General features: G+C 64.3%; 20 protein-coding genes. 5 read left to right on the forward strand and 15 right to left on the reverse strand.

The genetic code is table 11. From position 1 onward, the window contains the following. Positions 1 to 7: 7 nt before the first annotated feature. The 7 genes from RDU24_RS02925 to RDU24_RS02955 form a co-directional block, all read right to left on the reverse strand. Positions 8 to 934 carry a GDP-L-fucose synthase family protein gene (locus RDU24_RS02925; RefSeq protein ID WP_308734237.1) on the reverse strand — a complete coding sequence of 309 codons (927 nt, stop codon included), beginning with the start codon at positions 932 to 934 and terminating at the stop codon, positions 8 to 10. Beyond that, positions 931 to 1,980, reverse strand: a complete 1,050-nt coding sequence (locus tag RDU24_RS02930; RefSeq protein ID WP_308734238.1) for an NAD-dependent epimerase/dehydratase family protein — start codon at positions 1,978 to 1,980, stop codon at positions 931 to 933. Before RDU24_RS02930 ends, RDU24_RS02925 begins: the two co-directional genes overlap by 4 nt. Then, on the reverse strand, positions 1,970 to 2,860 hold the full coding sequence (locus tag RDU24_RS02935) for a transketolase family protein (RefSeq protein ID WP_308734239.1): 891 nt from the start codon (positions 2,858 to 2,860) through the stop codon (positions 1,970 to 1,972). Before RDU24_RS02935 ends, RDU24_RS02930 begins: the two co-directional genes overlap by 11 nt. Next, positions 2,857 to 3,630, reverse strand: a complete 774-nt coding sequence (locus tag RDU24_RS02940) for a transketolase (RefSeq protein WP_308734240.1) — start codon at positions 3,628 to 3,630, stop codon at positions 2,857 to 2,859. The genes RDU24_RS02935 and RDU24_RS02940 overlap by 4 nt, the downstream gene beginning before the upstream one ends. Before the next feature lie 53 nt (positions 3,631 to 3,683). Then, positions 3,684 to 5,975 (reverse strand): hypothetical protein, encoded by a 2,292-nt coding sequence (locus RDU24_RS02945; RefSeq protein ID WP_308734241.1) that lies wholly within the window; start codon positions 5,973 to 5,975, stop codon positions 3,684 to 3,686. 260 nt (positions 5,976 to 6,235) lie between these two features. Next, positions 6,236 to 6,934 (reverse strand): acylneuraminate cytidylyltransferase family protein, encoded by a 699-nt coding sequence (locus RDU24_RS02950; protein WP_308734242.1) that lies wholly within the window; start codon positions 6,932 to 6,934, stop codon positions 6,236 to 6,238. Between the two features lie 153 nt (positions 6,935 to 7,087). Beyond that, positions 7,088 to 7,699 carry a pseudaminic acid biosynthesis-associated methylase gene (locus tag RDU24_RS02955; protein ID WP_308734243.1) on the reverse strand — a complete coding sequence of 204 codons (612 nt, stop codon included), beginning with the start codon at positions 7,697 to 7,699 and terminating at the stop codon, positions 7,088 to 7,090. 346 nt (positions 7,700 to 8,045) lie between these two features. Here RDU24_RS02955 and pseF point away from each other — a divergent pair, with 346 nt between their 5' ends. Next, entirely contained in the window at positions 8,046 to 8,741 is a 696-nt protein-coding gene (gene pseF / locus RDU24_RS02960; RefSeq protein ID WP_308734244.1) for a pseudaminic acid cytidylyltransferase, read from the forward strand. Here pseF and RDU24_RS02965 read toward each other — a convergent pair. Beyond that, positions 8,722 to 10,662: a hypothetical protein gene (locus tag RDU24_RS02965; protein WP_308734245.1), complete on the reverse strand. Its 1,941-nt coding sequence runs from the start codon at positions 10,660 to 10,662 to the stop codon at positions 8,722 to 8,724. The two genes, pseF and RDU24_RS02965, sit on opposite strands and share 20 nt — an antisense overlap. 3 nt (positions 10,663 to 10,665) lie before the next feature. Then, the gene (locus RDU24_RS02970) at positions 10,666 to 12,078 is read right to left on the reverse strand and encodes a B12-binding domain-containing radical SAM protein (RefSeq protein ID WP_308734246.1); all 1,413 of its coding nucleotides are present in this window, start codon (positions 12,076 to 12,078) and stop codon (positions 10,666 to 10,668) included. Between the two features lie 240 nt (positions 12,079 to 12,318). On the opposite strand from RDU24_RS02970, the gene RDU24_RS02975 reads away from it, so the two are divergent. Genes RDU24_RS02975 through RDU24_RS02990 form a run of 4 tightly spaced genes read left to right on the forward strand, consistent with a single transcriptional unit; the run spans position 12,319 to position 16,049 of the window. Continuing rightward, entirely contained in the window at positions 12,319 to 13,521 is a 1,203-nt protein-coding gene (locus RDU24_RS02975; protein WP_308734247.1) for a class I SAM-dependent methyltransferase, read from the forward strand. Further along, the gene (locus tag RDU24_RS02980; protein ID WP_308734248.1) at positions 13,505 to 13,747 is read left to right on the forward strand and encodes an acyl carrier protein; all 243 of its coding nucleotides are present in this window, start codon (positions 13,505 to 13,507) and stop codon (positions 13,745 to 13,747) included. The genes RDU24_RS02975 and RDU24_RS02980 overlap by 17 nt, the downstream gene beginning before the upstream one ends. After that, on the forward strand, positions 13,744 to 14,799 hold the full coding sequence (locus RDU24_RS02985; RefSeq protein WP_308734249.1) for an N-acetylneuraminate synthase family protein: 1,056 nt from the start codon (positions 13,744 to 13,746) through the stop codon (positions 14,797 to 14,799). Before RDU24_RS02980 ends, RDU24_RS02985 begins: the two co-directional genes overlap by 4 nt. Before the next feature lie 29 nt (positions 14,800 to 14,828). After that, on the forward strand, positions 14,829 to 16,049 hold the full coding sequence (locus tag RDU24_RS02990; RefSeq protein ID WP_308734250.1) for a class I SAM-dependent methyltransferase: 1,221 nt from the start codon (positions 14,829 to 14,831) through the stop codon (positions 16,047 to 16,049). 25 nt (positions 16,050 to 16,074) lie between these two features. On the opposite strand, the gene RDU24_RS02995 is transcribed toward RDU24_RS02990, so the two are convergent. From RDU24_RS02995 to RDU24_RS03020, 6 genes are read right to left on the reverse strand one after another with little or no spacing between them, the layout of a single operon-like run. Next, on the reverse strand, positions 16,075 to 16,863 hold the full coding sequence (locus RDU24_RS02995) for an inositol monophosphatase family protein (protein ID WP_308734251.1): 789 nt from the start codon (positions 16,861 to 16,863) through the stop codon (positions 16,075 to 16,077). A 9-nt stretch (positions 16,864 to 16,872) separates the two neighbouring features. Continuing rightward, complete coding sequence (locus RDU24_RS03000) at positions 16,873 to 17,955, reverse strand: hypothetical protein (protein ID WP_308734252.1); 1,083 nt, start codon at positions 17,953 to 17,955, stop codon at positions 16,873 to 16,875. A 12-nt stretch (positions 17,956 to 17,967) separates the two neighbouring features. Beyond that, entirely contained in the window at positions 17,968 to 19,569 is a 1,602-nt protein-coding gene (locus RDU24_RS03005; RefSeq protein ID WP_308734253.1) for a class I adenylate-forming enzyme family protein, read from the reverse strand. Beyond that, complete coding sequence (locus RDU24_RS03010; protein ID WP_308734254.1) at positions 19,562 to 19,975, reverse strand: VOC family protein; 414 nt, start codon at positions 19,973 to 19,975, stop codon at positions 19,562 to 19,564. The genes RDU24_RS03005 and RDU24_RS03010 overlap by 8 nt, the downstream gene beginning before the upstream one ends. Positions 19,976 to 19,986: 11 nt before the next feature. Then, a complete protein-coding gene (locus RDU24_RS03015) occupies positions 19,987 to 20,994 on the reverse strand; it encodes a GNAT family N-acetyltransferase (RefSeq protein WP_308734255.1) in 1,008 nt (335 codons plus the stop codon). Beyond that, positions 20,972 to 22,066 carry a PseG/SpsG family protein gene (locus RDU24_RS03020; protein ID WP_308734256.1) on the reverse strand — a complete coding sequence of 365 codons (1,095 nt, stop codon included), beginning with the start codon at positions 22,064 to 22,066 and terminating at the stop codon, positions 20,972 to 20,974. Before RDU24_RS03020 ends, RDU24_RS03015 begins: the two co-directional genes overlap by 23 nt.

The following is a 22,066-nucleotide window of genomic DNA, read 5'->3' on the forward strand; positions in this document are numbered from 1 at the left end:
CCGCCACTCATGCTCCGCGCACCTTCGGGTAATTCGACAAAAACCACTCCACGGTCTGCTCCAGTCCCTGGCGCAGGGGGGTAAACTCAAAATCCGGCAGGTAGCGCTTGAGCTTGGCCGTGTCCGAGGGCTTGCGCAGCTGGCCGTCGGGCTTGGTGGTGTCAAAAATCAGGCGACCCTTGAACTCCATCACGTCCGCGAGGGTTTCAGCCAGCTCCATGATGCTGACCTCGATGCCGCTAGACAGGATGATGGGCTGGTCCTCGTTGTAGTTGTCGAGCAGCCACAGCGTGAGCCGGGCCACGTCGTCGGAGAGGATGAACTCCCGCAGGGGCTTGCCGCTGCCCCAGAGCACCAGGTCCTCGCCACGCTGCTTGGCCAGGTGGCAGCGGTGGATGAGAGAGGGGATGACATGGCCGTCGGTGAGGCTGAAGTTGTCGTTGGGGCCGTAAATGTTGGTGGGAATGGCCACGATGTAGTTGCAGTTCCACTCGTTGCGGTAGGCGGCGCTTTGCACCTCAAGCATGCGCTTGGCGTAGGCGTAGCCGAAGTTGCTGGGGTGCGGCGGGCCGTTGTGCAGATGGGCCTCGTTCAGCGGATACTGGCAACGGTCTGGGAACACGCAGGTGGACATGAAGGAGATGAGTTTCTCCACACCGGCTAGGCGCGCGGCCTCCAGCACGTTCAAATTCATCATGATGTTGTTGCGGAAGTATTCGCCCGAATGGATCATGTTTCCGCCCAGGCCGCCCACCACCGCTGCCAGGTGAATGACGCGCCGGGGCTTGAGCAGGGAGAACATGGTGCTGGTGGACCCAAACTCCGTCAGGTCCGCGTGCTCGCGGGTGACAAACTCCGTGTCCGAGAGGTTCCGCTGCCGCAGGGCATGTCCCACCAGACCGGCGGCGCCGGTGACGAGCAGGTCTGTCTTCATGCGTCTCCCTTCTCCGCAGCCGTGAGCATGCGAAGCCATTCGATGGTGCGCTCAAGCCCCGCAGCGAGCGGGACGAAATCCGTCTTGCCGAAATCCTGGCGCAGCCGCGCAAGGCTTAAGCTGACCTCGCCGGGGGAGCCCGTGAGCGTGGCCTCGGTCTGCGGGAAGATGACGGGCGCGCCGGTGAGCTGCCCGATGCTTCTCGCCAGGTCAGCAATGGTGGTGCGCGAAATGCCGCCCACATTGTACACCACCTGCTCCCCGTCCAGCAGGATGCGCCAGAGGATTTCGATGGTGTCCGCGACGTAGCAGTAAGTCCGCAGGGCGTGGCCGTGGTCGGCCAGGGTCACGGAGCCGGAAAGTCCGCGCAGGATGAAGGTGTTGAGCACCCGGGCGTCGTCCAGGCGCACCCCCGGCCCGTAGGCCAGGGCCACGCGGGCTGCGCGGGCGCGCTTGCCCGAGGCCGAGGCGGCGTGGCAGATGACCTCGCCCGCGCGCTTGGCGTCGATGTAGCTGGCCCGGGGATGGTCCGTGTTGGTGGTGCCGATCTGGGTCTCCACGTGCTCTCCGGGCGGCAGGCCGGAGTAGACCTCCGAGGTGCTGAGATAGAGGAACCCCCCGCCGGGCGCCAGGCGAGAGAGCAGGTCCAGGCTGGCACACACGTTGAGCGCCATGGTGCCCAAGGGGTCGGCCAAAAATTTTCCAGGCTGGCCGTAGCCCGCGGCGTGGACGACATGGTCGGCCGCAGGCAGTATGCGGCGGAAGTCTGCGTCCCCCAGGTCGCCAGAGAGAATGCGCGCGCCCTTGCGTTCTGCCAGGAGCGCGAAATATCCCGTCGGTCGGCTACGCGTAACAACCGTCACTTCCGCCGGGCGCGTCGCCGGGTCTTCTGGCAGGCTGGCCAAAAGCCACTGGCCGATGAGCCCGCTGGCCCCGGTCAAGAGCACCCTCTTGCCCGCCAGGCGCGCAAGCCCCACCCGAACGCCCACGGGCAGGGCGCCGTCCAGGATGCACCGGGCCAGCCGCTCCGACGTGTCACTGCGCATGGATGAGCCTCACGAGACGCTGCCTGATGCCGTCGGCGTCAAGACCCAGGATCGCGTCATGCTCCCGGGCCTTGCCGTAATTGCGCGAAAAATCCGTATCCTGCCCGGCGAAGTCAACCAGCACGGGCCTGGGGTACAGAGCCTTCAGGATGTCCGGCGCCAGGGCCCCGCCGAAGTAGGGCTCGCAGAGCAGCACCTTGCCCGAGGGGCAGTTGGCCGCCAGGGTCGCGGCGTCGAAGGGCACCACCGTGGTGGCATAGAGCAGGGTCACGTCCTGGCCCTCGCAGGCGGCCAGGGCGGGTTCGAGCATGGGGCCAAGGGCCAGAACCGTGGCCTTGCCGCCGCGGCGCAGCACAAGCATCCGCCCGAACTCCACGGGCTGTGTGGCGCCATTGCCCGTCTCGCTCAGGCGAAAATAGGTGGGGTGGCCGTTGGCGTAGGCCTGACGGAACAGGCTGGCGAACTCCTCGCCGCAGCCCGGCAGCACGATCTCCATGCCGGGCAGGTTCTTGAGCGCGCCCACGTCGCCGGGGCAATGGTGCGTGCAGCCGAGCGCCGCGTAGTCGTGCGAGGCGCCCACGCTGACGAAGTTGCCGCCCAGGCCCTGGTAGCAGAAGTCGATCTTGAGCTGCTCGAAGGCGCGCTCCACGATGAACGGCGCGATGCTGTGCACCACCGGGACGAGCCCTGCGGCTGACATGCCCGCGGCTACGCCCATGGTGGCCTGCTCCAGAATGCCAATGTTCAGCACCCGGCCCGGATGATCGGCGAAGCCCTGGCGGAAGCCCCAGACCCCGATGTCGCAGAGCAGCACGGCCAGGCGCTCGTCCTCGGCCAACAGTTCCAGCACGGTCCCGGCAAAGGCCTGGCGCATGTTCATGCCAACTCCTGAAGCATGGCGCAAAGCTCCTGTTCCTTGGGGGCGCGGTGGTGCCAGGCGGGGTTGTTCTCCATGTCGCTGCAGCCCCGGCCCTTGACGGTCTGGGCCAGCAGGGCCAGGGGCCAGTCGCCGGGCTCCTGGCTCAAGGCCTCGCGCAGGGCCTGGTGGTCGTGGCCGTCCACGCACTGCGCGTTGAAGCCAAAGGCCGCGAACTTGCCCGGCAGGTCGCCAAGATCCAGCGCCCGGTCCGTGGAATGGTTCACATCCACGATGACGCAAAGGTTGGTGAGCCTGTGGTGCGCGGCCAGCAGCAAGGCCTCCCATACCGAGCCCTCGTTGGCCTCGCCGTCGCCGATGAGCGCGAACACGCGCCCGGGCATCCCGCGCAGGCGCAGGCCCAGGGCCAGCCCAACGGCCATGGGCAGGCCGTGGCCCAGGGACCCGGCGGAACACTCCACCCCGGGCACCTTGAGGCGGCATGGATGCCCGCCCAGCATGGCCCCAAAGGAGCCGAAGCGCTCAAGCTCGGCCTCCGGAAAATAGCCCTGCCTTGCCAGCACGGCGTACAGCGCCAGGGAGGCGTGGCCCTTGCTCAAGACGAAGCGGTCGCGCTCCTCCCAGCCGGGGTTGGCGGGGTCGTGACGCAGCACCTGGCTGTAGAGCACCCACAGGATGTCCAGCACGGAGAAGGCGCTGGGCACATGGCCCTCGCCAGCGTTTGCGGCTGCCCGAAGGATGGCGCGCTTCATATGGCGGATCACTTCAGGCATGGCAAGTCCTTCCGCATGGGAGTGCGCTATTCAAGTGGGCTGGCGGCACGGGGTCAACCGCCGAGCTCGTAGAGTTCCAGACCATCATGATAGTCAAGCAGGGCCAGCACACCGGTGCCCTGCATAATGTGGATGTTCTGCACGCGCTTCTGCCCCAGACTGAATGTTCCAGTGGTGCAGAAGTCCATGTCCGTTTGCTTCAACCAGTGCTCCTGCCGTTCCTGTGCCAGAGGCTCATGCTCACAGGTCACGACGTACACTGTTTTTGTGGCGTCGTGAATATCCAGCGCGTAGGGGAAAACGAGATCGATACCCGAGGCATAGAATTGCTCGCCACCATCCAGGGGTGAACGTCCCAGGAGATGCTGAAATCGCATGCTGCTATAGAGCGTGCCATCGCAAACGCGGAAATCGGAAACAAACGGCGTGGTTTCGTTATGCACTACCTCCAACTCCGCCATGTCCTTTTTTCGCAAACAAACAATGGATTGCGTGAGGATGTCGATAAAGAACAGACGGGTGGCATCCCCATGCAGGCAGCAGGGCAGATAACGCTGCCGTCCCCCTTCAAGCACGAACGGGATGCGCTCCACCAGCACGCCTTGGGAATCGTAGATGTCCAACCCGGGTGCCACGACATGGCCCTCAGCATACTGGGCGGCGTAAAGAAGCTTCTGTCCAGCGTCAAACCACAGCCCGGAGTACGCATGCCCCTGCGCAAAAGGCTCCAGGCCGCCGTTACGCAAGTCCTTGATGAACAGCCCTCCGCTTAAGTCCACCTCATAGGCCGAAAGATACAGGCGCGACACCCCATCCGAGGTCAGGACGCGCGTCGGCAATGTCGGCAACGGCCCGACCACCGTCCTTTGGGCAGGCCTGAATGCGCCCTGCTTCCGGTTCTCCGCGGCAGTCAGGATCCGCTGGAAGGCCAAGGCCACCTCGCGGCTGGCCTGCCTGAGGGCGTACAGGTTGCCCATGGCCTGCCCGATAGTGGGCCCCAGGCTCAGGTCGTGCTTGCGCGCTTCGGTCTGGCGGCCGGACAAGGTGTCAAGAAGCCCATGCCGCCACAACGCCTCCTCAAGACTGGCGTCCACGAGGTCAAACGCGCTACGGATTTCAGCTTCAAGTTCCGGTGTGGGCCGTATGGAGAACTGGGCCACATCTGCAGCCAAGGCTTCCAGGTCGAGTCGCACCCCATCCCAGGCGCTGCGGAAGATCCACTGGGCCTTGCAAGGGCCCCCCGCCGGGGCGCACGGAGCGCTCGAGGCGACACCCTCCTGCGCCAAAAAACCTGCGCAGCGCTCTGATCCTTGGACCGCTACGCCGAGGTCCGCCAGGACGGCATGGTACTCCATTTCCCCGCTAATCTTGACCATGTCCGGGCCTCCGAGGTCGAGCCTGGCGACCGCATCGCATGGCCGGACACCCATGAGCGCGGAGGCACGGCCAGCCGCCAGCGCGCCTGATGGTTCTAAAAGTTCAGGAAAGTCCTGGCGGTTGCAGAGGGGCTTGCCTGTGAGCTTGCACAGGCGCTGCATGGTCTTGACCTCAATGTCCCAGAGGCTCTCGCCTAACTCTGCGGGTTCGAAGAAATCGCACTCATCCCCGCCATCCGCCAGAACACATACCACCACCGCGTCAGCATCCACGGCGTTGGGGACCTCGAATACCAGTGGGCTGGCGTCGGCCTGACGCCCATGAAGCGGGAATGCGCACCCTTCCCCGGCGAGGGAGCCGCGCACCGGCCACAGGCGCAGCACCGCCCCCAGAGGCAGGCTGGTCGCGTCCACAGAGCACCTGACCATGCCGTCCGCCTGGCAGAGGTCCACCGGCACGGCAGAAGGGGAAAGGCTGGCGGGCAGGGCCTTGCATGACTTCCTCGCGCTGGCTGGCGCCGGAAGCACAAGCCGCGCATGCTCCTGGTCCGGCCTCAGCAGGACACGGCACAGCGCTCCGGGGACGGCATCGCCCGGGCCGATCACGGGATGAGGGAATAACTGGGGCGAACGTTCACCGCGAGCCATGACGAACATTTCCGCCCCGCTTGGCGGCAGGCGGTAACGCTTCCATTCGAAAGGGAAAGGCCGGCTGAGGCCGCAGGCCCCGTGGGACGCCTCCGCATCGGGGAACACCAGCAGGTCCACGCCCACGATGCGATAGGGCACATTATGCTGGACCGGGTGATCGCGCACCAACTGCATGCTGGTCCCGACCTCAGGCCCAGGGCCGCAGGCGAACTCCCAGGCCTTCGCCAGCGTCTTGCCCTGGAGCAGGGGGAAGCGCCAGTCGGCCAGCACCACAGGCTCCTCGGCTCGCAGCAGTCCGGCCTGGATCAGATCGGCCAAGGCGGCCGCCCCCCCCAGGGGAAGCAGGGCGTTGGGCTCCAGTCCAGAGGCGGCAGCGACCGGACCGGCAAAAAATACCGGGAGTCCCTGCGACTCCAGCACGGCCCCGAGCCGCTCATCCCGAACGTGCACGTGGACCACGGCTCCAGGCAGGGCGCAAGCCGTCCTGGCAAGCTCCCCAGCCAGACAGCCGCCCGGGAAGGGCCTCATGGCTAGAAGCTCCTCCGACTCGGAGACACATGCGACGGGAATGACGACCTTCATACGGCTCCAAAATCGAAGAGTCCGCAACCCACTATCATTTGGGCCAGCCGCAAGTCTTCATGGGTATCAATGTCAATGAGCATCACAGGATCGTCGAGGTAGTGGACGTAGGTGCCACGGTACGCTGGGGTCAGCCTATCCCCGGTGAGCACGCCGTAGGGCCGGCAGGTGCGGCTGCAGGGAAGCTGCTGCGTGGACACGGCATGGGTCAGGCCTGTCACCGCGTCAAGCACCCGGTAGCCCCGCTGCGTGGCTGGAATAGCGCGGGCCGTGATGATGTGCTGGTACCCCTCGAACAACTTGCCGATCATGAAGTCCACTAACCTGGGGTTGCGAAACGGCGATGTGGGCGAGAGGTGCACGACGCCCTGGGGCATGTAGCCGCTCTCCGCCAGGCGCGCCTTGGTGTACTTCAGGCTGTCACCCAGGTCAGAGTGATCCTGGGCCAATTCCGCAGGGCGCAGGAAAGGGACCTCGGCCCCATAGGCGCGCGCGACCTCGGCGATCTCCTCATCCTCGGTGGAGACCACGATCCTTGTGATGTGGCGGCTTTTGAGCGCGACCTCGATGCTGTAGGCGATGAGCGGTTTGCCGCCGAGCAGGGTGATGTTCTTGCGCAAGATGCCCTTGGAGCCGCCGCGGGCAGGGATTACGGCCAAGATGTCATGCATTCCGTGAGGAATGTGCGGCTCCATTTCCTTCCTCCTTCTCACCAGCGGCAGGCAAGCCTCTGCACGTCAGTTCGAGCGCGCCGGACAGCCTCAGGGCCAGCCTTCAATCCTTGAGCGATTCTTTGCAAGAACGGCACCAATGGCGGCCTCGCAGCAGCGTTGCCGTGACCTGCAGCCTCAGCTCTTCTTGAGCAAAAACCAAAAGTTGTCGCCTCCGGGAAAGTTCTTGTCGCGCCTGTAGAAGAAGCCGTTGTCGACCAGTTCCACGCCGGGGTGGCGGTCCATGAGTTCGCCAGCGAAATCCCGCTTGAAAAGCACGCCGGAATGCCCCCGGTAGGGCACCTCGACAGGATCGGGATTGTAGTACTCAATGACGAGCAGATACTTTGCGGAGGCCTGCACCATGGTGTCGTACACCTGGGGCAGGAACTCAGGCGCGAGATGGATCATCAGCCCGCTGGTCATCACCAGGTCGTAGGTCTTGGCCGGGACGTAGTCCAGGACCGACCCGTGGAACACGTCCTGTATGAACGGCCTGGCCCGGAGGGCCTTGACAGCCTTGGCGTTGATCTCCACGGCGTCCGCCGTGACCCAGGGCAGCAACGCGTGCATGGCCTCAAGTTTGATGCCGATATTGGCCGCGAGTTCCAGGATGGTCCGGATGCCTGGGACCTTTCCCATAATTTGCGAATACACATACAGTGCGATGGGATAGAGATCCTGACTGCGGTCGATGTAGTCGTCTCTGAACTTGCCCGCCCAAAACTCGTCCTGCTTCGTTTTGTACATTCGCTATGTTCCTCTGCAAGGACACAGACCCGATCACGACCGACCCCAGCGCCTTGGGCAAATAATTCAAAACTCGTACAAGCCATCCTGCCAACAAAAAACTTGTCATATCCACACATAAGACAATCGAAACTTAGTTAATATCCGCTACTCAGGCTATCCCAGCACATGTGGATTATCAAGCGGTATCGGTGCCGGCAAAGGATACCGGCCGACCACGGCCTGACTCGATGCCTTCCCTTGACCGCAAGAAATCCGTTCGCGTATAGAACAAGCCGACACTGCCCCGGATACGGTTCGCGAGCTCCATGCACGGCGGCCTGGGCAAGTCCCGAGAGGCAGATCCATGAACATCGCGATCATACCCGCCAGGGGCGGCAGCAAACGAATCCCCGGCAAGAACATCAAGCCCTTCGCGGGCAAGCCCCTCATCGCTTACTCCATCGCGGCCGCGCGGGCATGCGGCCTGTTTGACCGCATCATCGTCTCCACCGACTCCCCGGCCATCGCCGAGGTGGCCACCGGCCTGGGCGCCGAGGCGCCCTTCCTGAGGCCCGCAGAGCTGGCCGACGACTTCGCCAGCACCGATTCCGTCTTTCTGCACGCGCTTGGCTGGGTGGACACGGAGTCCCGCGTGCCGGACTATGCATGCTGCATCTACGCCTCGGCCCCGCTGCTCCAGCCCGAGGCCCTGCTCCGGGGGCTGGCCCTGCTCAAGGAGCAGCGGGCGACCTCGGCCTTCTCGGTAACGACATTCCCCTCGCCTGTCTTCCGTGCGCTGCGCCTTGACGAGCGCCAACGGCTGTCCATGGTCTGGCCGGAATATCATGGCAGCCGGTCGCAGGATCTGCCCGAAGTCTATCACGACGCCGGGCAGTTCTACTGGGTCGACGTTGTGAAATACCGGAGCGAGGGCCGCATCTTCTCGTCCGACGCCGTGCCGGTGCGCATTCCCCGCCATCTCGTGCAGGACATCGATACGCCTGAAGACTGGACCAGGGCGGAACTCATGTTCCGCTGTCTCACCCCGGGCGCTGGCTGAAATATCCAGACGATGCCGCCGAGGCCATGGGCCTCGCGTCCGAGCGAGGCAGAGCCACATCTTCAACTACATCGAGAATGCGCTCACAGGCCTTTCCATCCAGGGGGCCCAACATCTGCTCGGTGAAATCCCGCTGGCGTGCCAGCACGGCCTCGCGCATGTCGCCGCCCGGCAGCACCGAGGCGACCATTCCGGGCAGATCGGCAGGGTCGTCCAGCGCGAACACTTCCGCGACGCTTCGCCACCATTGCAGCATCTCCGACAGCTGCACCGCGCAGAAGATCACCGGGATACCCACCAGCATGGCCTCGTGGATCACCGTTGTGGGCTGGCTCAGCACCACGTCGCAAAGTTTCAGGAAAGGCATGACTTCAAGCTCCGACCCGATGACCGTGGTCACCCGGTGGCGGGCGGCGACAGCGCGAACTGGCTCCATGTTGGTCACCGGATGGGCACGGATCAGCACCTGGCAGCCCGGCACCTTCTCAAAGCCCTTGTACAGCGCCTCAAGGAGCATCTCGGGGTGGGTTATCATCTGGTCCATGCCGCCCCCCACCATGCAGAGCAGGAGGCCAATGACCGGCCGCTTGGGGTCGAGCTTCAGGCGGGCAGCGTGCTGCGCGGTCTCCGCAGCGGCGAAACGTTCCAGCAGGTCATCGAATTGCGGATGCCCCGCCATGGGGAAGCGTTTCTCCGGGCTGCCGGTACAGGTGGTGTGCCAGCGCTGCGTGAGCGGCCCCCACACCGTGCAGGTGTCGGAATGACCGTCGGCCCAATAGTCGGGATCCGGCTGCTGGTACAATGTCCCGTGCAGGATGCACATGGCGGGAATGCCCAGCGATCTTGCCGAATATATCCAGCAGTTGTCGAATATCGTCGAATCCGCCATGGTCAGGACAAGCCTTGTCCGCATGCGCCGCAGGGTGTGCAGCGCAGTCAGGACCCGCCCCAGCACTTGCGGAAGACCCTGGTCCAGAAACCAGTCGTATTGAAAACGCACAAGAGGCCAAAGCGCATCGCCCATGTCCCCCGCGGTTGCGAAGAATTGGGCCAGCCGTCTAAAAAAGCGCTCTCGTGTGTTCCTGGCGGTTTCCACCAGATCCGCCACTTCTTGGGCGGCTCGCGGCTCAAGGCACAAGTAGGGGTCGAACAGTTTGCTCCCAAGCCCAAGGAGCCGCGCGCGGACAGAATCGTTCATGTCCATCGTGGCATAAAGCATCAGGTCCGGGTGCTCATGCTGGGCAAGGCGGAACATGCTGCCCAGGAGTTCTGCGTGCCGCCCCTGGCCGAAGAACAGCACACGCTCCGCAAGCTCGTCCAGGCGCTCCTGCCCGCCCAGGGAGGCGTCCGGGACTGGCGCTGTCCAGGTCAGCGGCGGCTTCTGCCCTGAGCTTGGAGCTTGCGCCGGTCCAAGGACCTGCACTTCGATGCCCATCTGGCGCGCGGCGGCTTCCAGGGCCCGGCGCGTGGGATTGACGAAGATTCCGCACCAGAAATCGCCCTCGGGCTCTGCAGCGGGGCCAAAGCGCACCAGAGCGGGCTGCTCCACCTCCAGCAGACGCCTCGAAATGCGCAGAGCGCTCTCGGCACCGCAGATCACGTGCGAGAAGACCATCTCCAGGCAATACCCCACGGGCACACCGTGATAGTTGATCAGCCAGGGGTAGATCTCCTGGGCCTCGGCATCGCGCATCCAGCCCGTGGCCAAACGTTTAGTCGTCTGATTGTTCTTACTGACATCACCGAAGCTTTTATACTTTTCAAAGTAATCAAAAGCCAGGCCGCGCTCGCGGCAGGCCGCTGCCCCGGCGTGGGAGGTAACGATCAGGCGTCGCCCTTCCAGGGCGCCCCCTGCGAAGGTGTCGTGGGCCGCAAGAGCGTCCAGGTCGGCCGGGCCGTCAATGACATCGATGAGGAGCATACGTTACTTCACCTCCGCCGCGCTCTGCGAAGGGGTTACCTTTGCGCGGTAGTATTGCGTCTTGATGAGGGTCTTTTCGAGCCCCAGGCCCAGGGCCTCGTTGCAGCGCCTAGCCCCCTCGAGCACGTGGCGCTGAAATTCCTCGTTGGTCATGCTGGTCATGTTGACGTAAAGGTCCTGCCTGTCCCCGATGTTCATAAGATATTCCTCCTCATCTGGGATGAAACCGTGGTTCCGGGCGTAGTCGTACATCACCGAGCCGGGCTGGGGCAGCAGGTAGCCGATGGACGGGTAGACGCGGTTCTCGATGCACAGGTCAAAGGTGCGGGCGATGGTCTCCGGCGTCTCCTGGGGGAAACCGAACACCAGGCTGGTGAACACTGGCATGCCAACTTTCTTGAACAGCCTGGTCTGGTGGGTGAAGGCCTCGGGCGTGATGTTCTTGTTCATGGCCTTCAGAATCTCCGGGGAACTGGACTCCAGCGAGTAGCCCACGCGCATGCAACCGGCGTCCACCATGTCCTCGATGAGGCCCTGGTCCTCATCCATGTCGAAGAGCGTGGCCCGGCAGTTGGCCTCCCAGTAAAATTTCCGGCTTGACTGACGTACAGCCTCAACAAAAGCACGGGTTTGGGCCTTGTTGAAGAACGTCAGATCGTCTGAAAACGCGATGAGGTTGGCCCCGTAGACGTCCACCAGGTGTTCAATCTCTGCCACGATGGACTTGGGGGAGCGCACCCGGTAGGGCTTGCTCTTGAAGGCGTGGTAGCAGAACGTGCATTTGGCGATGCACCCGCGCGAGGTGCTGATGTACAGCATTCTGGCCTCATCGCGGGGGATGGGTATGGATTCGTCCACTTGGTCGCGCGTGTTCCCAATGTACAGGTCGATGTCGAACAGATCGTGCTTGATCCAGGGCAGGGAGTCGAGATCCTCAATGGGCGGCCTGTCTGGGGTGCACAGCATCTTACCGTCGCGCAGGAAGCGCAGGCCCTTCACCTGCGCCGGGTCGCCGCCATCGCGCAGGGCGTGCAGCAGTTCCACGATGGTCTCGTCTCCTTCGGAGATGACCAGATAGTCCGCCTGGGTGTTGGCCAGCAGATGCCCGGAGATGGACGAGGCCACTGTATTGCCCACAACGATCCTGGCCCTGGGGTGCAGGCGCTTCACCAGCGCGCACAGGTGCTTCACGTGTCGGTATCCCGTCACCACGCAGCCCATGCAGACCACGTCATAGGGCCTGGCGGCGATTGCCGCCTCGACCTCAGCCTCGGAGGGCCGGTGGGCGTCAAGGTCCAATAGGTCGAAGGCTATGCCCGCATGGTGCATGGCCGTGGCGATGCTCGCCAGGCCCACGGGAAAGAGCTTGATCTTGGACTTCGGGCGCAGGGAAATATTGATCAACAGCACATTCATGACTCATACGCTCCTTCCACTGGCTATATTTGCGAACACGTTCCGGGCCCAGGGAGGCCTAAAGGCGTCGAATAGTCACAAGCAATAATCATGCAACGCCGACCACGGATTGCGGCTGGGGTTCGGCCTGTGCGACGCCGAGCCCACGCCGCGGGACGGATGCCCGGTTTCGCCTGGACGGGCGCAAGCCCCATGCGGTACAAGCAATCTCAACAACGACAAGCAAGGATAGTACGCTCCATGCACTTCTGCAACGTTTGCCACGGCCCGACACAAGGCGCGCTGAGCCTCAAGGGGTATCCCCTCTTTCTTGGCGTGCTGCCGCCGGACTGCCCCGAGGCTGCTCTCTCCTTCGACCTTGTGCTGCATCTGTGCCCTACCTGCCAGCACCTAATGAAGGAGGACAACCTCCCGCCAGATATCCAGGACATTTGGTACTCCCAGGAGCAATACGCCGCGCCCTGCCCGGCCCTCTCGGGCATCGGCGCCCAGCCCATGCTCGACTTCATGGCCTTTCTTGCCCCAAGCCTGCCCCAATCTGGCGTCGTGCTCGAAATCGGCAGCTTCGACGGCTACCTGCTTTCGCTCTTTCAGGCCAAGGGCTGGCAGGTACGCGGCTGCGACCCCAACCCGGCAAGCGCCATCGCCCGGGAGCGATTCGGCATCGATACGCGCCAGGAGTTTTTTGCCGCCTCCAGCTACCCCGCGAAGACCTTCGACCTGGTAGTGGTCAGGCACCTGTTGGAGCACATGGCCGACCCCCACGCCCTGGTGGAACAGATCTGCGCCGTGCTCATCGACACCGGCCTGCTGGCCCTGGAGGTGCCAAACGCCCGGCACATCCTGGCTCTCGGGGAGATCGGCGCCCTGCACCATGAGCACGTCTCGCACTTCACCACCAAGTCGTTGGCGCGGCTTCTGGAACGACACGGCCTGCGCCTTCTGGCCGTGGAGGATGGCGACGTACTGCGGGTCCTATGCGGCAAGGCGCCAGCCAAAACGGACCACGCCGACGTCAACCTGGCCGAGATCGATCTGGCGAGCATGCTGGAGCGCCATGCCGCACGAATGGATGACGTGCGCGCCACCTTCGCCCGCCTGCGAGGGCAAAACGCCCGGCTGGCCATCTTCGGGGCCAGCGGCCACACCACCGGCCTGCTCTCGCTCATGGAGCCCGCGGACCTGCCGCGCGTGTGCGCGGTGTTCGACAACGACCCCAAAAAACACGGGCTGCGCCTAGGCCCCTTCATGGTGTCCGCGCCCGCCCGCCTGGCCGAGTTCGAATTTGACGTCCTCATCGTCTCCTCCTATACGTACCAGTCCGAGATTCTGGAGCAGCTCTTGCAATACTCCGGACGCGACTTCGACCTGATCACTTTTTACCCGGCCACTCGCCACTACCCGGCGCCTGGCACAGAAGATGGAAATGACACCAGAAGCTAACGACGCGCTTACGGCCATCCTGCGCGAGGTCTTTCCCCAGGCCGGGGGCGAATTCCGCGAGGAATGGGGGCCCGAGGACGTGGAAGGATGGGACTCTCTGGCGCACCTAAACCTCACCATGGCCGTGGGTATGCGGTTCAACATCGAGATGGACTTCGAAGTGGTGATGGGCATTCAAACCATCGGCGATGTCGTCAGGCTCGTCGAGCAGAAGGGCAAGCCATGAAGCACGTATTCCCCATCGAGAACAGGCTGGTCGGACGCGGCCAGAAGTGTTTCCTTATCGGCGAGGTGGGCTCCAACCACAACCTGGACAAGGGCGTGGTGCGCGGCCTCATCGACGCCTGCGCAGAGGCCGGGTTCGACGCCGTAAAATTTCAGATCTACGACGCCAAAGAGGCCTTCAGCTCGCATGTGACCACTGCGGATGTGAAGCTTGATCACCTGTACGGCCTGCGCCCCTGGTGGGAGGTGGCCCGCGACAAGATACTCATGCCGCGCGACTGGTTCGGAGAGATGTTCGAATACGCCCGAGCGAGCGGGCTCATACCCTTCTCGGCCATCCACAGGCTGGAGGACGCCCTGTTCCTTGAGCAGTTCGGCCTGCCGGTGCTCAAGATCGCCTCCATCGACCTGCACTACCACCACCTGCTGAAGAAGCTCACGCCGCTGAAAAAGCCCATGATAGTGTCCACCGGCATGGCCTACATGAGCGAGATCGACGAGACCATGCGCATGCTGGAGGCCGAGGGCCAGGACGAGGTGGCACTCTTGCACTGCGTGTCGTGCTACCCTCCGCGCCCTGCCGAGACGAACCTTCGCAACATCGAAACCCTGGCAGAAACATTCAACGTTCCAGCCGGCTTCTCCGACCACACGACAGGCATCGCCTGCGCCGTGGCCGCCGTGGCCCTGGGCGCCTGCATGATCGAAAAGCACATCACCCTTGACCGCACCTTCCACGGCCCGGACCACCCCTTCGCCCTGGAGCCCAAGGACATGATCCTGATGGCCCAGGCCGTGCGTGAGACCGAAGAAGCCCTAGGCAGCCGACACCGCGTCATCTCCCCCAACGAAATGGATTCGCGCCTCATGATCCGCCGCAGCGTGGTCAGCCGCGTGGACATCGCCAAAGGCCAGCCCGTGATCCTGGAAAGCATCAAATTTGCCAGACCCGGCACCGGCATCCCCACCAATGACTTCAGGCTCGTGGAGGGCCGCAAGGCTGCCTGCGACATCCCGGCGGAAACCATCATCGCCTGGGACATGCTGGCCTAACCGCCCCAGGCCAGGAGGGTGTCATAGCAATGCTCACGTCCGCCACAAAGGCCTGTCCCCTGTGCGGATCGTCCGGGACGTTGCTGCTGCTTCACAGGGACTGGTTCCCGTACTTCACCTCGCCCCTGCCCAAGGCGGTCAAGGATGATATTCGGCAAAGCCTCACTGCCGACCAACTCGGCATGGCATTCGACGTGCGGGCCTGCGAGGCTTGCCGACACTGCTTTCTCGCTTCCAGACCGGACGCGGACACGCTGGACGAGCTCTACTCCCGCCACCACACCTACCCCTCGGCTCTGGAAAGCGGCATCTGCCCCAGCCGCGACGACGCCTTCCTGGCATGGTTCCGGGCTCATGCCGAGAGGCACCCCCTGCCGGGGAAAAGCGTGTTGGAGGTGGCCTGCCACGACGGCTACGTGCTGCACCACCTTGGCCGCGAAGGCTACACGGTACGCGGCTGCGACCCCAGCCCAGGCGCGGACATCGCCCGGCGGCACGGCGTGCCCGTGGACCGCCGCTTTTTCCGGTGCGACGACTACCTGGCCGAGGAGGCCCGCTTCGACGTGGTCCTGGCACGACATTTCATCGAGCATGTGCCCGACCCGGCCAGCCTCACACGCGAACTCATCCGACTGCTGCGACCGGGCGGCCGCCTGATTCTGGAAACACCCAACGTGCTCTACCATCTGGAGAACGGCCTGCCCGAGGTGTTCTCGCTGCAGCACCTGCATGGCTTCAGCGCGCAATCCCTGGGCGAGGTCATGAGCCAGGAGGGGCTTCGCGTGCTCGACTCCGAGCGCACCCCGGCCAATCTAATCCTGGCGGCCAGCGCCATGGGCTCGCTGGCGCTCGACGAGCCGAACTTCGGCCCGGCCGCGCAGCGGTTCGGTCGGAAATTGGAGGAGACCGTGGAACGGGTACGTCAAAGCACTTCCTCAGTGTTGCGACGCAAGGGTCGCTTGGCCCTCTGGGGCGCGGGGAGCTTCGGCTCTGCGGCCATGCGCCTGTACGGCGTGCCTCCAGAAGCCATCGACATGATCATCGACTCCGACCCAGCTAAAATAGAGCTGGAATACCTAGAACTCGACGTGCCAGTGATCTCTCCGGCCCAGGCCCAGGCCGACCCGCCGGAACTCATCGTGGTGGCGTCCATGTACGCACGCGAAATCTGCCAGCGCATCAGGGAACTAGGCCTGCCCTCCGAAGTGCTCTCACTGTACCCCTGCGCCCCGGCTGGCCCCGCGGCCTAGCCGACCAGCCTATCCGGCCGACCAACTAGGTCAAGTTCTCGGCCAGGATGCCACGCAGATCGGCATGCACACCGCCGTTGGAGGCGATGAGCAGCGGTTGGTCAAAGGTAAAGTCCTGCCCGCCCGCTCCGCCGACCTGCCCGCCCGCCTCCTGCACCAGCAGTATGCCCGCCGCGAGATCCCAGGAGAAGAGTCCCCTGGCCCAGAAGCCGTCAATGCGCCCGCAAGCCAGATAGGCCAGGGCCACGGCCGCCGAGCCGATGCGCAAGGCCCCACGCGAACGGTTGTTCACCGCTCCAAAGGCCATGTACTCACTGTCGCGGTTGGCTGAGGCCGAGGACGAAAACGCGCCCACGTAGAGCCCGTTCTGGAAACTGTCCTTGCCGGACACGTGGATGGGGGCGCCGTTCAGGAAACTTCCCCGGCCACGCGTGGCGAAGAACAGCTCCTCGGCAAAGGGGTTGTAGATGGCGCAGGCCTGCATCCGGCCGTTTTCCTCCAGCCCCACGGACACAGCGCACAGGGGAATGCCCTGGCTGTAGTTCACCGTGCCGTCCAGGGGGTCCACGTGCCAGACCAGGGCCGGGTCGCGCTGGTCCGCCGCCCCTTCCTCGGCCACGATGGAATGGTTGGGAAAACTCTCCCAGATGACCTTCTTGATGCTCTTCTCCGAGAGGATGTCCACCTCGGTGACGAGGTCGCGCAGGTTCGAGTTCTTCATCCTGAAATCGTGGAGCTTGTCATGATATTCGGTGAGCACCACGCCGCTCTTGCGAACGGCCCGGATAGCGACTTCGAGATACTTGTCGAGCATGGCCTCCCCCTAGAAGAATGTGGAGATGTCGCGGTCGATGATATACTGCCCCAATGGGTCAAAGGCGGGAATGCCGGCAACTTGGCGCAGAACCTCGCGGTCGCCGATGCTCTGGCGCAAGGTTTTGAGATACACGGCTTCCTCGTCCTTGGGCTCGTCGTATTCCAGGGCCGCCTTCACGCCCATGGCCGTGAACTCGGGCAGCGGTCCATCGAACAGGGCTAGGCGCAAGCCCAGCACCAGCCGGTTGTCCTTATCCAACTTGCGGATGGGCTGCCGGGCCACCCTGCGGATGGGGTCGAAGAGCAGCGGGTTGCGGAACCGCCCCAGCTCCTTGTGCATGTACATGCTGGCAAACTCCCGGGTGGCGTAGCCAGCCCGGACCACCCCGGCCGAAATCTCCTGGATCGACCCCGTTACCACCCGAGCAATGTCCGGATCGGCCATGGCCTCGTGAATGTAGACGCAACGCCTGAGCCAGCCCAGATACGCGGTGACGGCATGTGGCGCGTTGTGGATGAAGAACTTGCACATCCAGTGCATGTGCAACTCCTCGGCGCTCACCTGGCTGATCTCTGCTGGCAGGTCGTAGTCTCCGGCCTCCAGCACCAGATGACCCCGCTCGCTTACGGTCATGAGTGGATCCTCGCGCAGAAGCTCTTCCGGCGCGGTGTTCGAGGTGATGACGTCGGGGATGCCGAAATAGATGCGCTCGTTGCCGGACAGCTCGCGCAGCCGCAACACCAGCGAGGAGTCATTCTCGCAACAGATGACCGCCCGGGCCGATTTGAAGCGCTCGGCCAGGTCAAAGCAGTTGTTCGGCCCCACGCAGCAGAAGACTAGGTCGAAGTCCGCCGCGTCCGGCGCCTCGCTCAGCAGATGCGCCCCACCCAGGGGCACCTCCAGGCGCTCATAGCCCTGCGCGCCGGTGATGGTCGCCAGATAGGAGCTGCGCCCGCGCAACTGCTCCACCAGGCCAGGGGCCACGTCCACGAAGTGGACCTCAAAGCCTTGGCGCGCGAGCAACGGCCCGAGGTAGCCCCTGCCAATGGCGCCCGCGCCGAAGATCAGCACCCTGCCCGACTTGCCCACGCCCCGCCTCCTTCACCCCTGGCGCACGGCGCTCAGGAGCTCCTGCTCGCGCAACTGACGCTTCAAAATCTTGCCGGAGGGGCCCTTGGGCAGGCTCTCCACGAATTCGATCTGCGACGGGGCCTTGAAGTCGCCCAGCCGCTCGCGGCACAGGGCAATCAGCTCCGCTGCGTCCGCCGCGCGCCCCTGCTTCAGCACCACAAAACACTTCACAACCTCGCCCCACAACGGGTCCGGCTTGCCCAGGGTGGCCACTTCCTCCACCGCAGGATGGGTGTAAAGCACCTCGTCTATCTGCGAGGGCACGAGGTTCACCCCGCCCTTGATGATGAGGTCCTTGAGCCTGTCCGCATAGTGCCAAAGCCCGTCCGCATCCACAAAGCCGAGGTCTCCGGTCATGAAATAGCCTTTCCGGAAGCAGGCTGCGAACATTTCCGGCGCTCCGTGATAGGTTTTGAGCAGCGTTGGCCCGCGCACGCCGATCTGCCCCACCTCGCCCGGCGCCGCCTCCTCGCCGTTGTCGGCAAAGACCTTGGCGTCCACCACGTCAAAGGGGCGGCCGATGTTGCCCGTGGTGCGCCCAGGGCGCCGGGGATCATCGAAGTGCGTGCCCCCGGTCTCAGACAGGCCGTAGAGGTTGATTACCTTCACGCCGAAGCGGGCTTCGAAAGCGTCCTGCAGTCCCACAGGCAAGGTCGACGAGCCGCAACCGATGCAGTCGAGGGAGTCCGCCTGCTCCGGTCGGAAATCCGGGTACGGGGTGTTTAAAATGGCGATGAGAATGGAGGGCACCACCTCAACAAAATTCACCCGGTGCGTGGCCAGCGCCTCCCAGAAATGGTTGCGCACCTTCCAAAAGGATTCGTGCAGTACCACGGTGGAGCCAGTGCAGACGCAAGGTTTGATGGTGTAGCGCAAAGCCGCAGTGTGGCCCAGAGGCAGAACGCACAGGTGAACCCCGCCCGGACGGGTGAAGCCCCCCCGGAGCATGGACGCCTGCCCGGCGATCTGCGCGGCGTGGGTGTATTCGATGATCTTGGGGCTGCCGGTGGTGCCGGAGGAATAATACATCACAGCCGTGGAGTCCGGAGCCACGGACGGTGTGGCGAAGGGAGCGTCGGCATGGGCGGCCAGCGCGTTCACGAACCCGCCCTCCAGGGCGTCCAAGTTCACCACCGGAACCGGCGCGGCGGCCAGGTCCCTGGCGTGGGACTTGTGGCAGAAGAGCACCCGGGGGGAAAGGACAGCCGCTTTGTCCAGCACCTCCGCGGCGTTCAAATGCGCGGGAAAGGGATTGAGCACAGCGCCGCGCCGCAGGCAGGCGAAGTACACAAGGAGGTAGTCCACGGAGTTGCGCAACACCGCCGAGACAACGTCCCCCGGCTGGACGCCCAGGCTCTCCAGGTAGCGGCAGCAGCGGTTCACCAAGACGTCGAAAGCCGCGTAACTGTACTGCTCCGCACCGCAGACAAGAAAGGTCCGCGCGGGGAAGGCGCGAGCCGTCTGGCCCAGGACCTCGGCCATGGTCGCGCAGGCGGCCACGGCTTCCGCCATGTGGCGCAGGTCGCCGTCTTGCCAGCCGCCGCGCCCGGCATCCTGCTCGTCATTACGCATCTGGCAACTCGATGAGTTCAATGAGTTCGCGGCCCGGTGTGAACAGCCAGGCGGTGCGCACCTTGTGCGCGGCCCCGGGAACCGGCGCCCCCAGGGGCATAGCCCCCTTGGACTTGAGGTGCGTCAAGGCTGCGTCCAGGTCGGCCACGGCGTAGGCCAAGTGGTGCAGGCCACCTCCGGTCTTCTTCAGGAACGCCGCCACCCGGGAGGTCTCGCCCACAGGCTCCACCAGTTCAATGCTTGGCATAGACCCATGTCCGGCGTCCAACAGCTGTACCCGCACCTCATGGGCGGGCTCGTCAACCACCGGGGTCAACGGCACGCAGCCATAGAGGTCCGCGTAGTACGCACGGGCCGCGTCGACGTCCTTCACCACAATGCCCACGTGCTCCAGGCGCATCCGCATCGGCTGTTCTCCTAGTAGATTTCCAGGGTGTCGCCCATAGTGAAGTACCATTTCTCGGGCGTCAAGCTGGGGCGCAGACGCTCGCTGGTCTTGCCAAAGCGGCAGATGAGCGGGCGGCTGGACACCTCCGCGAAGCCATGCTCACGCAAGAGGTTCTGAAAAAACAACGAACCCTGCATCCACAGATTGACCAAGCCGCACCCGTGGCCATGCAGCTCGCGCAGGCCGCCGCCGAGCAGCAGACGTCCGGCCTCGACGTCCCCAGGCACGGCGAAGAGGTCCACGAAATGGCCGAACAGGGTGTCTTCCCATCTGTAGAGCTTGAGCACGCAGTAGCCCGCCAGCTCCTCTCCCCGGAACACGCCATGGGCAAGGTAACGCACGTCCGGCCTGGCCATGTAGCGCCAGTTGAGGAAGGCCGCGTCGCGCACCACCACGGCTCCCGGGGCCGGACCATCCTTGGCCGACAGCACGCGGGCGAACAGGGCGTCGGCCTCGGGGCCGAAGACGGACAAGGCGCGGAAATCGAGTCCCGGCGTGGCGGACGCAGACATGATTGACAAGTCCATCTCCTGGCCATCCAGAGATCGCTGCCAAAGCCGCTGCATGCCCACGTCCTCGTATCCCAGGAGCCGGGTGTGCAGGGCGTGGGCGTTCTGGTTGGGATAGCCGTAGGTGAAGGCCCAGCCAGCCGCGGAGATGTCGGCCAGCACCTTGTCCGCCACGAATTTGATGAGCCCCCGGTTTTGCCACTGGGGCAGGACCATCATGGCCAACGAATGCGAACCCCGCGCAGGCTCGCCGCCCACGACATAGCGCATGGGCAGCCCAGCGAAGTGGGCCACTATCCGCCCTTCGTGCTCAGCCACGTACATGATGGCGTCACCGGCGGGATTGCCGCCCCGATACTTCCAGCGCCAGTTGGCCAAGTCACGCCGGTTCCAGGGATGCTCCTCCACCGCGCGGTCCAGGGCCAGAATCCCCTCCTCGTCGCCCTCACGAAATGCGCGAATATCCATCATCATCTCCTTGCGCGTGTTGCGTCCAGTCTTCGCCCCGCCAGATGGCGCAGAGCACGGCGGCGGCGCGGTTCGCACCCTGGCCGTCCATGAGCGCGCGCGCCCTTGCGGCCATGGCCCGACGAACGGGGGCGTCAACCAGCAGGCGCAGCAGGGCGGCGGAGAATTCTTCGAAACCGATGTCCGCAGCCTCGCCCAGCAGGTGGCCCAGCCCGGCGGTCTCCACACGCTCGGCAGTCACGCGCTGGTTGGCGTCGATGATGACCACCAGCTGCGCCACCCCCAGCATGGCCAGCTCGAACACGCTGCTGCCCCCAGCGGTGAGGGCCACGCTGGCGCTGGACATCACCTCGGCCAAGTCTAGCTTTCCCACCACGAAGCGGAACCGAAAGTTCACGCAGCCCGCCACGGCCTCGCGATACCGGGCGGTCTGGGCCGGATCGTCCGGCAGGGCCAGATCGACCGCAACCGGGCAGGGCAGGGCCGGATCCAAACGGGGGAACATCTCCACCAGTCGCCGCACCCTCTCGAACACATCGCCCCCACCGAAACTCATAAACAGACGGGGAGCCTGCTCCAGACATCCTCCAGACCGGGGCTTCAGATACGCCTCGCGCAACAGGGCGAAGCGAGGCCCCAACAGCAAGACCGCGCCCGGCGCATTGTAGACCAACCCTGCGGCGCCGAGATTCTGATTCAACACAAGGCGGACGTTGAAGCGCCTGTCCGCGAGGTCGTCGATTGCGGCCACGTAAAAACCAGCCTGGGCAAAAGTATCCATCTGCTCCGGTGTCACATCGTAGTTGTCGTACACGAACAGGCCCGGCAGTGCTGGTGTCACGAAGCGGCTCGGATCAAAAGAAAGCCCAGGCTCGTCGTCACCCAGGAACTGGAGGACGAAGCCGTCCGCCGTCACGAGGCGTGCGTAGACTTCCTCAACGCCCAGCCGACGCACCAGGAAGGTGGCTGGCGGCTCACCCCAGCGGCGCAAGGCCTGGGCCAACGCCACGCAACGCATGAGGTGGCCAAAGCCGTAGCCCGGCCCGGCGTCGCAACGCAGACAGACGCGCAT

This window comes from Humidesulfovibrio sp., from assembly GCF_031082295.1.
Lineage (GTDB): Bacteria > Desulfobacterota > Desulfovibrionia > Desulfovibrionales > Desulfovibrionaceae > Humidesulfovibrio.

Bases quoted from the DNA above. Each gene is read 5' to 3' on its own strand.
- RDU24_RS02925 (WP_308734237.1), bottom strand. From the start codon at position 934: ATGAAGACAGACCTGCTCGTCACCGGCGCCGCCGGTCTGGTGGGACAT.
- RDU24_RS02950 (WP_308734242.1), bottom strand. From the start codon at position 6,934: ATGGAGCCGCACATTCCTCACGGAATGCATGACATCTTGGCCGTAATC.
- RDU24_RS02935 (WP_308734239.1), bottom strand. From the start codon at position 2,860: ATGAACATGCGCCAGGCCTTTGCCGGGACCGTGCTGGAACTGTTGGCC.
- RDU24_RS02930 (WP_308734238.1), bottom strand. From the start codon at position 1,980: ATGCGCAGTGACACGTCGGAGCGGCTGGCCCGGTGCATCCTGGACGGC.
- RDU24_RS02975 (WP_308734247.1), top strand. From the start codon at position 12,319: ATGCACTTCTGCAACGTTTGCCACGGCCCGACACAAGGCGCGCTGAGC.
- RDU24_RS02970 (WP_308734246.1), bottom strand. From the start codon at position 12,078: ATGAATGTGCTGTTGATCAATATTTCCCTGCGCCCGAAGTCCAAGATC.
- RDU24_RS02955 (WP_308734243.1), bottom strand. From the start codon at position 7,699: ATGTACAAAACGAAGCAGGACGAGTTTTGGGCGGGCAAGTTCAGAGAC.
- RDU24_RS03005 (WP_308734253.1), bottom strand. From the start codon at position 19,569: ATGCGTAATGACGAGCAGGATGCCGGGCGCGGCGGCTGGCAAGACGGC.
- RDU24_RS02980 (WP_308734248.1), top strand. From the start codon at position 13,505: ATGACACCAGAAGCTAACGACGCGCTTACGGCCATCCTGCGCGAGGTC.
- RDU24_RS02965 (WP_308734245.1), bottom strand. From the start codon at position 10,662: ATGCTCCTCATCGATGTCATTGACGGCCCGGCCGACCTGGACGCTCTT.
- RDU24_RS02940 (WP_308734240.1), bottom strand. From the start codon at position 3,630: ATGCCTGAAGTGATCCGCCATATGAAGCGCGCCATCCTTCGGGCAGCC.
- RDU24_RS02990 (WP_308734250.1), top strand. From the start codon at position 14,829: ATGCTCACGTCCGCCACAAAGGCCTGTCCCCTGTGCGGATCGTCCGGG.
- RDU24_RS02985 (WP_308734249.1), top strand. From the start codon at position 13,744: ATGAAGCACGTATTCCCCATCGAGAACAGGCTGGTCGGACGCGGCCAG.
- RDU24_RS02995 (WP_308734251.1), bottom strand. From the start codon at position 16,863: ATGCTCGACAAGTATCTCGAAGTCGCTATCCGGGCCGTTCGCAAGAGC.
- pseF (WP_308734244.1), top strand. From the start codon at position 8,046: ATGAACATCGCGATCATACCCGCCAGGGGCGGCAGCAAACGAATCCCC.
- RDU24_RS03015 (WP_308734255.1), bottom strand. From the start codon at position 20,994: ATGGATATTCGCGCATTTCGTGAGGGCGACGAGGAGGGGATTCTGGCC.
- RDU24_RS03020 (WP_308734256.1), bottom strand. From the start codon at position 22,066: ATGCGCGTCTGTCTGCGTTGCGACGCCGGGCCGGGCTACGGCTTTGGC.
- RDU24_RS03010 (WP_308734254.1), bottom strand. From the start codon at position 19,975: ATGCGGATGCGCCTGGAGCACGTGGGCATTGTGGTGAAGGACGTCGAC.